Source organism: Paracoccus sp. 228 (genome assembly GCF_000967825.1).
GTDB lineage: Bacteria > Pseudomonadota > Alphaproteobacteria > Rhodobacterales > Rhodobacteraceae > Paracoccus > Paracoccus marcusii.
In genome coordinates this window covers 96,426-111,670 of the sequence record NZ_JYGY01000002.1, presented here as the reverse complement: position 1 = coordinate 111,670, position 15,245 = coordinate 96,426, and the positions used below count along the sequence as shown (strand labels likewise).

At 67.1% G+C, this 15,245-nt stretch carries 11 protein-coding genes; 6 read left to right on the top strand and 5 right to left on the bottom strand.

All coding sequences use genetic code 11. From position 1 onward, the window contains the following. Positions 1-4: 4 nt before the first annotated feature. Positions 5-1,246 (bottom strand): Hsp70 family protein, encoded by a 1,242-nt coding sequence (locus tag SY26_RS05900; RefSeq protein ID WP_045999766.1) that lies wholly within the window; start codon positions 1,244-1,246, stop codon positions 5-7. Between the two features lie 137 nt (positions 1,247-1,383). Here SY26_RS05900 and SY26_RS05895 point away from each other — a divergent pair, with 137 nt between their 5' ends. Beyond that, entirely contained in the window at positions 1,384-3,315 is a 1,932-nt protein-coding gene (locus tag SY26_RS05895; RefSeq protein ID WP_052715155.1) for a methyl-accepting chemotaxis protein, read from the top strand. 217 nt (positions 3,316-3,532) lie between these two features. Here SY26_RS05895 and SY26_RS05890 read toward each other — a convergent pair whose 3' ends face one another. Continuing rightward, complete coding sequence (locus tag SY26_RS05890; RefSeq protein ID WP_045999765.1) at positions 3,533-3,889, bottom strand: hypothetical protein; 357 nt, start codon at positions 3,887-3,889, stop codon at positions 3,533-3,535. A 227-nt stretch (positions 3,890-4,116) separates the two neighbouring features. Between SY26_RS05890 and SY26_RS05885 the strand changes: the two genes are divergently transcribed. Further along, the gene (locus SY26_RS05885) at positions 4,117-5,154 is read left to right on the top strand and encodes a fatty acid desaturase (protein ID WP_045999764.1); all 1,038 of its coding nucleotides are present in this window, start codon (positions 4,117-4,119) and stop codon (positions 5,152-5,154) included. Between the two features lie 12 nt (positions 5,155-5,166). On the opposite strand, the gene SY26_RS19815 is transcribed toward SY26_RS05885, so the two are convergent. Together SY26_RS19815 and SY26_RS05875 are read right to left on the bottom strand one after the other, a co-directional pair. Continuing rightward, the gene (locus SY26_RS19815) at positions 5,167-6,306 is read right to left on the bottom strand and encodes a Hint domain-containing protein (RefSeq protein ID WP_052715154.1); all 1,140 of its coding nucleotides are present in this window, start codon (positions 6,304-6,306) and stop codon (positions 5,167-5,169) included. A 71-nt stretch (positions 6,307-6,377) separates the two neighbouring features. Next, a complete protein-coding gene (locus tag SY26_RS05875) occupies positions 6,378-6,611 on the bottom strand; it encodes a hypothetical protein (protein WP_045982075.1) in 234 nt (77 codons plus the stop codon). 142 nt (positions 6,612-6,753) lie between these two features. Here SY26_RS05875 and SY26_RS05870 point away from each other — a divergent pair, with 142 nt between their 5' ends. From SY26_RS05870 to SY26_RS05855, 4 genes are all read left to right on the top strand, one after another. Continuing rightward, positions 6,754-7,998: a glycosyltransferase family 4 protein gene (locus SY26_RS05870; RefSeq protein ID WP_232303278.1), complete on the top strand. Its 1,245-nt coding sequence runs from the start codon at positions 6,754-6,756 to the stop codon at positions 7,996-7,998. 126 nt (positions 7,999-8,124) lie between these two features. Then, on the top strand, positions 8,125-12,003 hold the full coding sequence (locus tag SY26_RS05865) for a non-ribosomal peptide synthetase (protein ID WP_045999763.1): 3,879 nt from the start codon (positions 8,125-8,127) through the stop codon (positions 12,001-12,003). After that, a complete protein-coding gene (locus SY26_RS05860) occupies positions 12,000-12,761 on the top strand; it encodes a WecB/TagA/CpsF family glycosyltransferase (protein WP_349548229.1) in 762 nt (253 codons plus the stop codon). Before SY26_RS05865 ends, SY26_RS05860 begins: the two co-directional genes overlap by 4 nt. After that, positions 12,758-13,921, top strand: coding sequence for a glycosyltransferase (locus tag SY26_RS05855; RefSeq protein ID WP_045999761.1), 1,164 nt, complete (start codon positions 12,758-12,760; stop codon positions 13,919-13,921). Before SY26_RS05860 ends, SY26_RS05855 begins: the two co-directional genes overlap by 4 nt. On the opposite strand, the gene SY26_RS05850 is transcribed toward SY26_RS05855, so the two are convergent. After that, positions 13,918-15,243: an oligosaccharide flippase family protein gene (locus tag SY26_RS05850; RefSeq protein WP_157020425.1), complete on the bottom strand. Its 1,326-nt coding sequence runs from the start codon at positions 15,241-15,243 to the stop codon at positions 13,918-13,920. The genes SY26_RS05855 and SY26_RS05850 overlap by 4 nt on opposite strands. Positions 15,244-15,245 lie beyond the last annotated feature (2 nt).

Here is a 15,245-nt window from a genome sequence, read left to right as displayed (position 1 = left end):
GCCCCTACCGCGCCGCGATGGCCAGCCCGTCGGCCACGGCCGTGAACACGTCCTGTGCCGAATGATCTGCATCGGGAAAGGCCGCGCGCATCGTGTCGCCCACAACCGTCATCAGGCTTGACCCCCCGACATAGATCACCCGGTCGACCTGCGCCGGGGTCAGTTGTGCGCGGTGCAGCGTCTCGACGGCGCCCTCGTGCAGCTGGCTGGCGTGGCGCGACAGGCTGTCGGCCAACGCCTGCCCTGCCAGCGGCGCGGACAGGCCGCGTTCGACCTCGTCCAGCAGGATGGCCGCGTCGTCGGCACCGTCATTGGCGGCGATCTTGCCGCGTTCGACGGCAAAGGCCAGATCGTGGCCCAGATCGTCCTCCAGCACGCGCGACAGGCGGGCCATGGCGTCGGGCTGTTCGGCCAGCCGGACCATTTCGGCAACCATGCGGCGGTTCTGGGGGGTGTTCACAAAGGGGATCTTCTCCCACGTGGCAAGGTCGTTGTAGATGGCGTTCGGTACGGGCGACGTCCCCGGCCCCATCGCCTTGCGCAAAACCGATCCCCGGCCCAGCAGCGGCATCACGTGATCCAGGCTGACCGCGCGGTCGAAATCGGTGCCGCCGATCCGCACGCCGTGGCTGGCCAGGATCCGCACCCCCGCCCACTGCCCCTGGAACAGCGAGAAATCTGACGTGCCTCCGCCCACGTCCACGATCAGGCCAGTGGCGCCGGGCCGCGCGGCACCGGCGGCGATGGCCGCGGCCTCGGGCTCGGGCATGAAGTCCACGTCGCGAAATCCCGCAGCCAGATAGCATAGACGCAGATCGTCCTCGGCCTGCGCCTCGCGCGGGTCGCCATCGCCATGAAAGACGACGGGCCGGCCCGACAGCGCGCGGTCGAAGGTCTGCCCGGTCTCGGCCTCGGCCCGCGTCTTGATGCGGTTCAGAAAGCGCGCGATCAGGTCGACGAAGGTCACCCTCTCGTTCAGGATCATCCGCTTTTCATGCATCAGCGATGTGCCCAGGACACGCTTCAGCGCCCGCATGAAGCGGCCCTCGTGCCCGTCCAGCAGGGCGCGGTTCGCGGGCTGGCCCATCAGGGTGGTGCGGCTGTCGGCGTCCAGGAAAAAGGTCGTGGGCATGGTCGTCTGCCCCGGTTCCAGCCGGATCAGGCGCGGCGTCCCGTCCGGCGCATGTCCCGCCGCCGAGTTCGAGGTGCCGAAGTCGATGCCCAGGCCGTTGCCGCGCGGTGCCATGTCGGATGCCCTGCCCTGTGACTGCGAAGGGCGCGTGCCTAGGCGGGGGGCCGGGCCAAGTCAAGCGGGGGCACGCTAACCGGGCATTAGCATTTGTGCGCTAGCGTCGGCTCCTGGTCCCTGTCCCGGAGATTTCGATGTCCTTCGTCCCGCGCCTGTCCCTGCGCCAAAAGATCACCCTGACCAGCCTTGGCCTGATGACGGCCCTGGCGCTTGTGCTGGTCACCGTGCTCAGCATGGCGCAACGCCAAAGCCTTCTGGAAAACGCCCAAAGCGCGCAACGGGTGACGCTGCGCGTCCTGTCCTATGATCTTGCCGTGGACCACGACGGCTTTTCCGCGACGACCAGGCCGGACGGCACCCTGGGCGACGTCGTCTGGCCGCAGATCCCCGATTTCGCCGATCACACCATGATCGACGATGTCGGCGGCCAGACCGGAGAGACGGCGACCATCTTCCGGCTTGACCCCGAACTGGGCCAGTTCATGCGCGTGACGACCAACGTCAAGCGCCCGGACGGCACCCGCGCGGTCGGCACGCCGCTGGACCCGACGGGCCCGGTTCATGCCGCCATGCTGGAGGGGCGGACCTATTCCGGCACGACCACGATCCTGGATCATCCCTATCTGACGCTGTATGTCCCAGTCCGCGATCAACAGGGTCAGGTGAACGGCGTCCTTTATGCAGGCGTGGCGATGGACGGGATCGAGGCGGTACTGTGGCGTAACCTGACCACGGCCGTGGCCCTGACCGCCGCCGCGCTGCTGCTGGCCTTTGCGCTGAACCAGGTGATGACGCGTCGTGCCCTGCGGCCCTTGGCGGCCGTCGACGCCGCGATGCAGGATGTCGCCCGCCAGAACTACGACCGGCCGATCCCCGGCACGGCGATGCGCGACGAGATCGGCTCGATCGCCCGCAATCTGGAACAGTTCCGCGATGGCCTGGCCCAGGCCCAGGAGGCCCGCCACGCCGCCGCCGCCCTGCGCGAGGCCGGCGCCGCCGAGGCGCAGGCGCAGTCCCGCAAGCAGGCGCGCATCGTGACCGACATTTCCACCGGGTTGGAGCGGCTGGCGGCTGGCGACCTGACCGCCCAGATCGCCAGCCCCGCGCATGATCCCTTCCCCCAAGAATACGAGGCGCTGCGCGCCAGCTTCAACAAGGTCGTGTCCGATCTGGGCAGCACGATGGGCCGCATCGTCGAGGTCGCCCGCCAGGTGCGCACGGGCTCGGACGAGATCACCTCTGCCGCCCAGGACCTGGCAGGTCGCGCAGAGACGCAGGCCGCCACGCTGGAGGAATCGGCGGCGGCGCTGACCGAACTGACCGCCAGCGTGCACTCCACCGCCGATCTGGCGCGCACGGCCGAGAGCGTGTCGCGCGCCAACCGCTCGATCGCCGAGGAGGGCCGCAGCATCGTCGGAGAGGCGATCCAGGCCATGGAAAAGATCGAGGCGTCCTCGGACCAAATCAACCGCATCATCACCGTCATCGACGATATCGCGTTCCAGACGAACCTGCTGGCGCTGAACGCCGGGGTCGAGGCCGCCCGCGCCGGAGAGGCGGGTCGCGGTTTCGCCGTGGTCGCATCCGAGGTGCGCGGGCTGGCGCAGCGTGCGTCGGAATCCGCGCGTGAGATCAAGGGGCTCATCTCGGATTCCTCGCAGCACGTTCGGTCAGGATCCTCACTGGTCAGCCGCACCGGGGGCAGTCTCGAGCAGATCCTGTCCAAGGCCCGCGAGGTGTCGGATCAGGTCGCAGCCATCGCCCTGGCCGCCAGCGACCAGTCCACCGCATTGTCCGAGATCAACTCGGGCGTGAACCATCTGGACCAAGTGACCCAGCAGAACGCCGCCGTGGCCGAGGAAACGAACGCCGCCGCAGCATCACTGCAGCATCAGGCAGGCGTACTGGCATCAGCCCTGACCAGCTTCACCTTCCAGCCGGCCTCGACATGGGACACACGGGATGATCCACTTCGCACCAGCGACGATCCGTTCGTCCAAGTCGCCGCGCCGCGCCATAGGGCCGGATCGCCCAAGGCAGGCACCGCACGCATGATGGAATTCTGAGTGCACCACAGCGGGGTGGCCTCTGGAGCGCAGACAAAAATAAGCCGCTGCCGATTGTTCGGCAGCGGCTTTTGCGTAACTCTCAATAAAATGACCATGATTCCGTGAGGAGAGCCACAAGGCTGTAATCACAGGTTACGGCACCCGTGAAAGATGCACAAAATGTCAGCGATGCACCAACAAGCGGCACCGTCCGAATGATCTTGCAGCGCAGGCGTCAGCAGGCCGGCTGGTCTTCCGCAGTTCCGGCAAGATCCAAACCTCGCGCCGTCGGGGGCTGCCAGGTCGGGGACGATTCGACGGCGCCCTGAATGTTGGTCCCCAACTGTGACCCGCCCGTTCCACCGCTCCAGCCGGTGGTTCCGGTGTTTTCCGCGGCTGTGCTGTCCTCGGATGCGTCAGGCTGGGTTGCCGGTTCGGCAACACCGGCATCGGCCGCGCATTCCGGTGCCTCGGACCCGCGCTCGGCCGGTGCGGCCTGCGCCCACGCCGCACTGCCTGACAGACCGCCGATGGGGACTGCCAGCGCCAGAACGGCCGCAGTCAGCGTCAGTCGTGCAAACGGGATGATCATCGGGTGGCCTCGCCTGAATTGTTCACCGCAAAACGCGGCCGGCGTGCGCCGGTTCCGCGCATCATCACCACTGCTGTCGGTCCGGTGACGAAACCGTGTCCGATCCGGTCTCCAACCCTTTGTCAGCCATGATGCGGCAATGGGACGTCACGGGCCCCATAGGCGGCGGCGTCCTTTCTGTGCTATCGCCGCCTGAAATGAACTGAGGGGGCGCAGAGTCGCTGATTATGGGTACACCAAACGCAAGCACGCCGCGCCAGGCCAAGGAATGGGTGCAGGTCCTCGCCAAGTATCGCGAGCCGTCGACCCGCCGCAGCGTGTGGGAGTTGATGGCCACGATCGTTCCGTTCCTGGCACTCTGGGCGCTGGCTTGGGCGGCGCTGTCGGTCAGCTATTGGCTGGCCGTGCCGATCGCGCTGGTGAACGGGCTGTTCCTGGTCCGCATCTTCTGCATCCAGCATGATTGCGGCCACGCGTCGTTCTTTCGCAATCGCAAGGTCCAGGACTGGATCGGGCGGGGTCTGGGCGTGCTGACCCTGACGCCCTATGACGTCTGGCGCCGGACCCATTCGCTGCACCACGCTCAGCACGGGAACCTGGACGAACGCGGCATCGGCGACGTGATGACCCTGACGGTGGGCGAGTATCGCAGCCGCGGCCGGTTCGGCCGGCTGATGTACCGGCTGTATCGCCACCCCCTGGTGCTGTTCGTGCTGGGGCCAAGCTATCTGTTCCTGCTGCAGAACCGTCTGCCGCTTGGGCTGATGCGGGCGGGATGGCGGTTCTGGGCATCGGCCCTGGGCACCAATCTGGCGCTGGCGTTGATCCTGGGCACGATGATCTGGTTTGCCGGGCCGATGCCCGTCCTGCTGATCTTCCTGCCCACGACCATCGTCGCGGGGACCGTCGGCGTGTGGCTGTTCTATGTCCAGCATCAGTTCGAGGAAACACACTGGGCCAATGGGGACGAATGGCAATTGCACGATGCGGCGCTGGCCGGATCGTCGCATTACATCCTGCCCCAGCCCCTGCGCTGGCTGTCCGCCAATATCGGGGTGCATCATGTCCACCACCTGTACAGCCGCATCCCGTTCTATCGCCTGCCGGAAATCCTGCGCGACCATGACGAACTTGCATCGGCACAGCGGCTGACCTTGCGCGAAAGCCTGCGGTCGGTGAACCTGCACCTCTGGGACGAAAATCGTCGTCGCCTTGTGTCCTTCCGCGAGGCGCGCAGCCTTTACGGCGCGCCGACGGCCGGCTGAGGCCGGCAGCGTTCAGCTGACCAGCGCGGCCTGTCCGACGGTGTGTAGCTGAACAAGCTGGCGCAGCCGGGGGCCGCGCACGAATGTGCGGGCCTCGGCCGGGTGGGCCTGATCCGCGAACAATTCGGGAAAGATCTGCCGCAGTTCGGACAGGGCCGCCGACCCCATCGCGCGCAGGGCCTGGGGGCCGGGATACAAAGATTCCGTCTGTGCGCCGTTGGAATCGACGACCTGGTGGGCGTCGAACATCAGATGGCAATAGGTCACCTGCGACACGGACATGTCCACCGCGATGCCCGGAACATCGATCAGTTGGCAAGCCGGTGCCAGGATCTCGTCGGTCCCGAACAGGATCCGCGCGACCGATGACCGGATCATGATGCGGTGCTGGCGCGACACGGACAGGGGCGCCGACGGCTGGTTTAGGCCAAGCGCCCCGGCCGCAATGCGGATCGGACGAAGCTTGGGGTTCGCCGCCAGATCCACGGCATCGAAACGGCGCCTGCCGATCCAGCGCAGGGGCTGATATCTGTGATCGCGCGTCCAGATCAGGTCACCCGGCTGCAGGCTGTCGACCGGGCGCGGCCCGTCCGCGGTCAGGATCAGCGTGTCCGCGGCAAAGCACATGATCTCCATGTCGTGGATGTCAGGCGCGAACGAGATCTTGGCGACATAGACCTCCTTGGGCAGGGGGTCGGCCTCGATGATCTCGACCGAATGCAGCGACTTGACGTCGGACCATGCCGCGACGCTGTCCTTGGCAGGGCGGAAGAACATGTCCCCGTTGCGCATCTGGATCAGCACGCCGTCCTGGGTGCTGGTGGTGTTGTCCGGAAAGGTCAGCTTGTACTGAACCTTGAGGAAGCCGGTGATCTGGCTGGTGCTTTGCCCCCCATCGGTGGGCGAACCATAGGCGAACTTGCTGGCACCGTCAGGATGCTGGCTGTAGCTTGTCGCATAAGCCTCGGCCGGGCCCTGGGCGGTATTGATCGCGCGCAGCTGTCCGTCCAACTCGACCGGCTTGATCTGATTCTGGCCGACAACCTTGTAGCCCTTCATCCCGTCCGCCTCGGTCCCGGTCGCGGGCGTTCCTGGCGTGGTGTTGATCTGCTGGTGGTTGCCAATCCACATCCAGGTCACGGCGTTCGTCATCTGAGCCTCCATCATGGAGCCTCAGCAATAGCCGTGCCAACTCATCGCGCCAGTTTATCTTGCGTACAAGTTTAATCGCAGTCCGCGCCGCCGACGGGCGCCGCATCGTTCAGGTTGGATCGCCCCGGACAATTGCGGTATCGAAGGGAACGGCTGACAAGAAGGGACAATGCGAACACGCTGAGCATGCCGCAACCGACGTAGCCCCACAGGATCGACGACAGCCACCCGAACCCCAGCACGAGGAACAGGATGGTTGAGACGATGCCAATGACTGCAGAGGTTGCGATAATACCGACCAGCAAAATGCCCCGACCCTTTCAAAATGATCCTGACAACTATAGCACCGATCGGTTCATTTGCGAAACAAGATCGACAGAATGGCGTCTTTCGGGCACCATTCATGCGAGTGTAAGACGCAAGTAATTAAACTTTAAGGCGAATAATATGAACGGTGACGACATGGACACGACGCTGCCCCCCGACCGGATCGGCTATGTCATCAACACCTATCCCCGTCCGTCCCAGACCTTCATCCGCAGGGAGATTCGGGCCCTCGAGGCGGCCGGTCTGACCGTCGCGCGGTTCGCCATGCGGCGCGACGATCAACCCGTGCTGTCTGCCGAGGATCAGGCCGAGGCCGACCGGACCGAATACGTGCTGGACCGGGGTGCGTTGGCCTTGGGCATGGCGCTGATCCGTGCGGTGATCCGCCATCCGCGCAGCCTGCTTCGGGCATTGTCGGCAGGGCGGCGGGGCGGGCCCGGGCGCGGCCCCCTGCGCCAGGTGATCTATCTGGCAGAGGCTGCCATCCTGGCCGATCGCAGCCGGCAGCTGGGCCTGACGCATCTGCATGCCCATTTCGGAACAAACTCGGCCGATTTGGTCCGCTATGTAAGGATGCTGGGCGGCCCGGGCTACAGCGTGACCTTTCACGGCCCCGAGGAGTTCGATAGCCCGCACACGCTACTGCTGCGTGACAAGGTGGCCGAAGCGCGTTTCGCGGTGGCGGTCAGCGCCTTCGGACGCAGCCAGCTGGCGCGATGGGCGCCCTTCGATGCCTGGGACCGCATCAAAGTGGTCCATTGCGGCATCGACCCCGCCCTGTTCGCGGCGCCAGTTCCCCTGCCGCCGGGACCGGACGTGCACGACCCACTGCGCGTGGTCTGCATTGGCCGCTTCGCCGAGCAGAAGGGCCAGGTCCTGCTGATCGAGGCGATGGCGCGCTGCACCGCGCCGGTGCACCTGACGCTGGTGGGTGACGGCCCGCTGCGGGCCGAGATCCAGCGGTCGATCAGGGCGCACGGGCTGGACACGCGCGTCACGCTGGCCGGCTGGCTGGACGAGACCGGCGTGCGCGACGCGCTGTCTGCGGCGCATGTCATGGCCATGCCCAGCTTTGCCGAAGGCCTGCCCGTGGCCCTGATGGAGGCGATGGCGGCGGGCCGCCCCTGCATCGCCACCCTGATCGCTGGCATCCCCGAGCTGATGGTCGACGGCCAGACCGGCTGGCTCATCCCGGCCGGGTCCGAAGACGACCTGGCGAGGGCGCTGGACACCGCCGCCCGGACCCCACGAGACCAACTGGAACGGATGGGCGCCGCCGCCCGTACGCGCGCGCTGACGCGCCATGACATCGCAACAGAGGCCGGCAAGCTGGCCGCACTGTTCGCGGACAGCCGGAACCGGTAAGGTCGCGTGCAGGTTCATCTATGTAAAATCGCGATCAATCGGCTATGCGGCAACTCTTTCTTTGCGATAGCGTGATTGGACGGGTATCGCTGGTTTCATCTTATTTGGTCGGAACGGATTAGGAATATGCTGCACGGACCGTCTGTCAGCACGGATGATCGAAAGATCGTCCGCGATCTGCCCGCCGCCACCGACAGCCAGGCGGCTTTTCTAGCGGGCAGCGATCAGGCAGATCCGAACCGCGCCCATATCGAACAGATCGTTCTGGACGCGCCGTCCGACATTTTGGCGCCCGGCCCCTTGTTGGCCGCATGGCAGCAGTTGTCAGACCGTCACGAGACACTGCGGACCGTCCTGGTCACCGACGATACCGGCATCCTGCGCCTGGACGTGCTGGACCACGCGCCGGTGCATATGGACAGTGCCGATTTGTCGGACGGGATGGTGGACCGTTTTCTGGCCGATGACCGCGCGGCCGGCGTGGACCCCACCGAACGGCCCGGATGGCGGGTCACGATGGCCGATCTGGGTGGGGGGCAGGCCCGGATGGTCTGGACCATCCACCACGCCCTGATCGACGGGACCAGCATCGCGTTGATTCTGACCGAACTGTGGCGGATCCTGTCCGGCGATCCGCTGATGGCACCCGGCATCGGCTTCATCCAGGCGATCCGGGAGCATCAGCTGGACGAGCCGCAGGCCCGCGCCGCCTTTGCCACCACGTTGTCCGATGAAACCGTCGCGTCGGCCTTTCCCGCGGCCCCGGCGAAAACGCATGGCCCGATGCACCAGACCGACCTGACTCTGTCGATGGACGCGTGCGACGCCATCCGCCGTCTGGCGCATGCGGCGCAGGTGACCACGCTGACGGTGGTGCAGGCGGCTTGGTCGATGCTGCTGGTGCGCTGGACCGGGCGGTCGGGCGCGGCCTTCGGTCTGGTGGAATCGGGTCGTGGTCGCAATGATCGGGTCGCGGGCTGTCTGGTCACGACGGTGCCGTTCCAGGTGCGGATGGACGACATCGGAACCTTCGGCGACCTGCTGGCGCGCCTGCGGGCGCAGACGCTGCAGTTGCGGCCGCATTCCCATGCGCGACAGACGCTCATCCGGCAGTGGTCCGGTCGGCAGGGCCGTTCGGCGCTTTACGATACCGTTCTGATGTACCAGCGCGGCACGCTTGCCGCGCGGCTTGCGGCGGACGGCTGCGGCTGGACCGGCGTCCGCCTGATCGAGGAGGGCACGGCGCTGATGTCGCTGTCGGTCCATGACGAAGGTGCGTTGTGGCTGTCGCTGGAACATGACGCCGCCCGGTTGCCGGACGAGGTGGCGGCCCGCATCCTGCACCAGATGGCCAACCTGCTGCAGGCGATGGGTCGAGCCGACACCGACACGCCGCTGTCCGACCTAACGATGCTGGACGCAGAGGAGCAGCGACACCTGCACACCCTGGGGCGCCCCGACCGGCCCGTCCCGGATGTGCTGCCCGACCTGGCATCGGCCTTCGAGGCGACGGTCGCCCGTCATGGCGACCGGACCGCCGTGACCGAGGCGCAGACGGGTCATTCCGTCGATTTCCGCACCTTGGACCAGCAGGCCAATGCCCTTGCGGCGCGGCTTGTCGAATGCGGCATCGGTCCGCAGGATGTCGTGGCGATCGCCCTGCCCCGATCCGTGCGCCAGATCGCCGCGATGCTGGCCACGCTCAAGGCTGGCGCCGGTTTTCTGCTGCTGGATCTGGATCAGTCCCACGACTACTTGTCCGGCCTGATCCGCCAGGCCCGTGCCAAGGCCATCGTGGTCCAGCAGGACATGCCGCTGTCGACCGCTGCACCGAACGTGGTGATGGCCGACGACGCCTGCCAAGCCCACGCCCCGCCGCGACCACCCCTGGATGCGGACAGCCTGGCCTATGTCACCTTCACCTCCGGCTCCACCGGAACGCCCAAGGCGGTTCGGGGGCTGAACGCGGCACTCAGCGCGCATGCCCATGCGATGGTCGACGCCTATGCGCTGACCGAACAGGATGCTGTCCTGCAATTCGCGACGCCCAGTTTCGACGTCGCACTGGAGGAGGTCTGGCCGACCCTGCTGTCCGGCGCGCATGTCGTGTTGCGCGACGCCACGCCGCTCGGCTCGATCCAGGGTCTGCTGGATCTGGTCCGGCGGCATGGGCTGACGGTTCTGAACCTGCCCGCCAGCTATTGGCAACAGATGGTCGCGGACCTGCGCGATCATCCGCGGCCCATACCAGACAGCCTGCGCCTGTTGGTGACGGGCAGCGAACGCGTGCCGCCCGCAGCCTTCCGCGAATGGCAGCGCCTGGCCCCTGGCGTCCGGTTCGTCAACGCCTATGGCCCGGCCGAAGCCACGGTGACCAGTACCCTGTGGCAGGGATCGTCTTTGTCCGCCGGGTCCGAGGTTCCGATCGGTCGTCCCGCTGGCCATGCCCGCGTCGTGCTGCGCGCGCCGGACGGTACGCCCACGCCTGTGGGTGGCGAGGGAGAGATCGTGATCGGCGGTCAGGCCGTCAGCGGCGGCTATCTGGACGATCCTGATTCGACCGCACGGGCGTTCACGGCCGACGCCGAAGGCCGGCTGTATCGCAGCGGCGATCTGGGCCGCTGGTCGGCAGACGGGCAGCTGATGTTCCTGGGGCGCGAGGATCGACAGGTCAAGCTGCGCGGCCAGCGGATCGAACTGGGCCAGATCGAAAGCGCCCTGGCGGCACGCCCCGGCGTCCTGCAGCTTTTCGTGGACCTGGACAAGGGACCGCCGGCACGCCTGCTGGGCTGGGTCGTCGCCGAGGATGGCACCGACATCGACCAGGTCGCGCGCGATCTGCGCGACCAGCTGCCTGCCTATATGGTGCCACGGCTGATGGCGGTCGATGATCTGCCGGTCACCGCGAACGGCAAGATCGCGCGGGACCTGCTGCCCCGTCCCGCCGCCGCCGGGCCCGTGGCCGGACCCGGCCATGCCGAACCGCAGGTCCTGTCCGTGGCCGCCTGCATGGCCAATGTGCTGGACCTGGCCCATGTCGGACCGGATGACGACTTCTACGACCTTGGCGGCGATTCCCTTCTGGCGTTGCGCCTGATCAGCCTTGTGCGAAGCCGCACCGGACTGCGCCTGCACACGGCCGATGTCATGCAGGCCCCCACGCCCGAAGGGCTGGTCCGCCTGCATCGCACGACCCCGGATCGGCCCCGCTATCTGATCCCGACCCAGCCCCTGGGACATAACGTTCCGATCATCGGCGTCCATGTTCTGGGCCGCAAGCAGGCACTGTTCCGGCCCCTGTCGGACGCGCTTGGTCCCGACTATCCGGTGCTGGGCCTGACGGTCGGCGTTCCCGAGGGCGGACTGGATATCAGGGTCGAAGCCGTCGCCCGCACCTATCTGGAGGAGCTGGACCGGCACCTGCCGGGGCAGCCGGTCTGCCTGGTCGCGGTGTCGATGGCGTCGTATTTCGCGCTGGAACTGGCGCAGCAATTGCGCCGCGCGGGGCGCGAGGTGCCCCTGCTGGTGGTGCTGGACGCCGCGGGCCCCGGCGGACGGCCCTCGGTCCGAGGCTGGGCCAAGCTGCGGGCGCATCTGGGCCAGCTGCGCCGCCACGGCCTGCGCCATATCGTCGAAACGCTGGACAACCGCCGACCCCATGAACAGCCCGAGGTGCGCGACCTGCTGCCGACCGACGGCAAAGGTCCGACCGTCGACATGGCCCAGCTGATCGAGGCGAACGTGCAGGCCGTGATCCATTACAGCCCCCAGCCCTATGATCGGCCCATCGCGATCTTCCGCGCCGATGCCAGCTTCTGGGATTCCCCGGAGGGCAAACGTCAGGGGTTGGGCTGGGCGCAGATTGCGGCGGGCGGGTGGACCCTCCACGACCTGCCGGGAACGCATCTGTCGATCCTTGAGCCGGGCAATGTCGAGGTGCTTGCCGACCATTTGCGCAGACTTCTGCCGCCGACGCCGACCGCCACCCCCGTGAAGGAGCCATGATGCAATTCGCAATCGGCGACGACCGCGTCGCCCTGACCGTGCCGGACCGCCAAGCGCTGCTGTCGATCGTCGAAACCCGGCTGGCGGCCCGTCAGGGTTTTGCCTTGGCGACGATGAATGTCGATCATCTGGAAAAGCTGCGCAGCGACGCCGATTTCCGCACGGCCTATGCGCAGCATGACCTGATCGTGGCGGACGGCAACCCGGTCGTCTGGCTGGCGCGGCTTGGCGGACAGCGGGTGTCGCTGGTGCCAGGATCGGACCTGGTGCAGCCATTGTGCGCGCTGGCTGCCCGCCTGGACCGCGGCGTGGCCATTCTGGCCGGCACCGAGGAGGGCGGACAGGATGCTGCCCGCCGCCTGATCGCCGCGCATCCCGGACTGACCGTCAGCCTGGTCGCTGCCCCCGGCTTTCCTTTCGATCCCCACGGTGCCGAGGCCGACGCCCTGCTGGACCGCCTGAACGCCAGCGGCGCATCGCTGTGCCTGCTGGCCCTTGGCGCCCCGCGGCAGGAGATCCTGGCCGCGCGCGGGCGCAGGATCTGCCCGCAGGTCGGCTTTGCCTCGGTGGGGGCGGGCATCGATTTCGTCACGGGCAAGCAGCGCCGCGCCCCGCGGTTGTTCCGGGCGGCCCGCATGGAATGGCTGTGGCGCGCCGCGCTGAGCCCCAAGCGGTTGGGCCCGCGCTATGTCCGCGGCGCGCTGATCCTGCCGGGACATGCTCTGCGCGCCCTGCGTGAAAGACCCCGGCAGTCATGACCGGCATGCTGGTCATGGTGCCCTCGGTCCACGTGATGATGCGTGACGGGCAGATATGGATGGACGACAAGTTCGTGGCGGGCCTGCACCTGTTTGCGCGCGAATGGGGCGGCCCGACCCGTGTCGTGCTGCGACAGGGATCGGCGACGCTGCCCTTTGCCAGCCCGGTGACGGCCGCGGACCTGCCCGGAGAGCTGCGCCTGATCGCCCAGGACGCGCCCATCTCAGCCGAGGATCTGCGCGGCGCGCAGGTGGTGCTGGGCACGGCCGACGACCATCGGCAGCTGGATCTGGCCCGCCTGTGGGGCGCGGTTGGGGCGCGGCTGGTCTATGCGATCGAATACCCGCTGCAGACCCGCCTGGCCGTCGCGCGGCTGGACCTGGCGCGCCGCCCGTTGCGGCTGGCCCGGTCGGTCCAGTGGCTTCTGACGCAGGAGTTGCGGCTGCGCCGTGCGCTGCGGTCAGCGGACGGGGTGCAGGCCAACGGTTATCCAGCGATGGCGGCCTATGGGGGGCTGAACGACGACACATGCCTCTATCTGGACAATCGGTCGGAGCGGGAGACCATGGCCACGGCTTCAGAAATGCAGGCCCGCGCGGGGTGGAACGGGCCGCTGCGGATCGTCCATGCCGGCCGGTTGATCGCGATGAAGGGCACGCAGGACCTGATCCCCACCGCCATCGCGCTGCGCGAGCAGGGCGTGGATTTCCGCATGGACATCTTTGGCGCCGGCGACATGCGGCAGGCGATCGCGGACGATGTGGCGCGGCATGATCTGGGCGAGGCGGTTCATCTGCATCAGCCTGTCGATTTCGCCACCGGCCTGGTGCCGTGGATGCGCCGGAACGCGGATCTGTTCCTGGCCCCGCACAGGCAGTCCGACCCCTCGTGCAGCTATCTGGAGGCGATGGGCTGCGGTGTGCCCGTTCTGGGCACGAACAACCGGATGTGGTCTGAACTGGCGCAGCAATCCGGCGGCGGTTGGGTCATGCCGATGGGACAGCCCAGGAAGGCCGCCGACATCATCGCGGGGCTGGACCGGGCGGCAATCGCCAAGGCCTCGGCCCACGCGTTGGACTTCGCGCAGGCCCATGACTTCCACAGCGAGTTCAGGCGCCGCATGGAACACCTGCACCGCGTGGCGGCAAAGCCCGCCTAGATCAGCAGAACCGCGGCCAAGACCAGCCCAACCGCGCCGAAGGTCAGGTCGTGCAGACCATCCCATGCCCCGTGCTTGCGTGCAATGCGCACCAGCATCGGATAGGCCAGAATCGCCGCCAGCGCCTGCCCCGCCAAGGCGCCCGGAATGCCCGCCTGGACGCCACCAAGGGTGAACAGGCTGAGAAACAGCACCGCGCGCACCAGCGTGACCCAGAAGAACCCGCGGGAGTCCCCTCCGGCCAAAGCGGCCTGGTCATAGCTGAGACCGATCAACGACGGAATGCTGGCCAGCGCGATCAGCGTCACCAGCGGCCCCGCACTGGCATAGCGCGGATCATAGAGCAGCACGACGAGATGTTCCCCGAATGTCGCCAGCAGCGCCAGCAGCAGCATGAAGCTGCCCGTCAGCGCGGCGCGCACGATGCGCACGCGACGCATGTGCCCGGCACTGGGATCCTCGAACGCGGTACGATAAAGCGGGATCATCACGCGGGATATCACCGTCGTTCCCAGCATCAGCGGAAAGCTGGCCAGAAAGAACGCGATATTGTAGATGCCCAGCTGCGTCAGCGTCAGCAAGCGCGCCAGGACCGCCTTGTCACCCTGAGAGATGACAAAGCCCACCACGGTCGACGGCATGATCCATTTGCCGAAACGCACCAGTTCGGCAACACAATCCGGGTCCCACCGGAACCGGTTTGCCGGGCCCGGCATCCAGTAGCTGACCATCAGCACCTTGACCACCGACCCCAGGATCAGCCCGATCACCAGCGCCCAGGCCGATTCCAGCATGGCGGCCAGCCCGATGGTGATGATCGTGGTCACCGCCGCGGTCGCCAGTTCCACGATGGTCAGGCGACCCATCTGCAGATGACGGTTCGCGGTCTCGATCTTCGTGGGCAGCAGGCCATAGATCATCGCGGTGGTTCCCGCGACGGGCAGGAACCAGACCAGTTCGGGCACCCCGTAGAAGGACGCCGCCGGCACCGCCAGGATGCAGCAGCCCAGCCACAGGATCACCCCGCGGATGGCCTGCATGGTAAAGGCCGTGTCCAGGAAGGTCCGGTCGTCGCCCCGCCGGCTTTGCAGGATGGCAGGGGTGATCCCCACGTCCGAAAAGTTGTTCAGGCCTTGGATGATGACCATGATAAGGGTCATCAGGCCGAAAACCTCGGGGAACAGGAGACGAGTCAGTACCAGGTTCGAGGCCAGGCGGATCGCCTGGATGCCCCCGAAGCTGATCATCGTCAGGGCAGAGCCGCGGAAGGCCCGTTGGGCAAGCCCCTGCCCCGTGAACAGCGATCCGATCATTGCGCGCATGG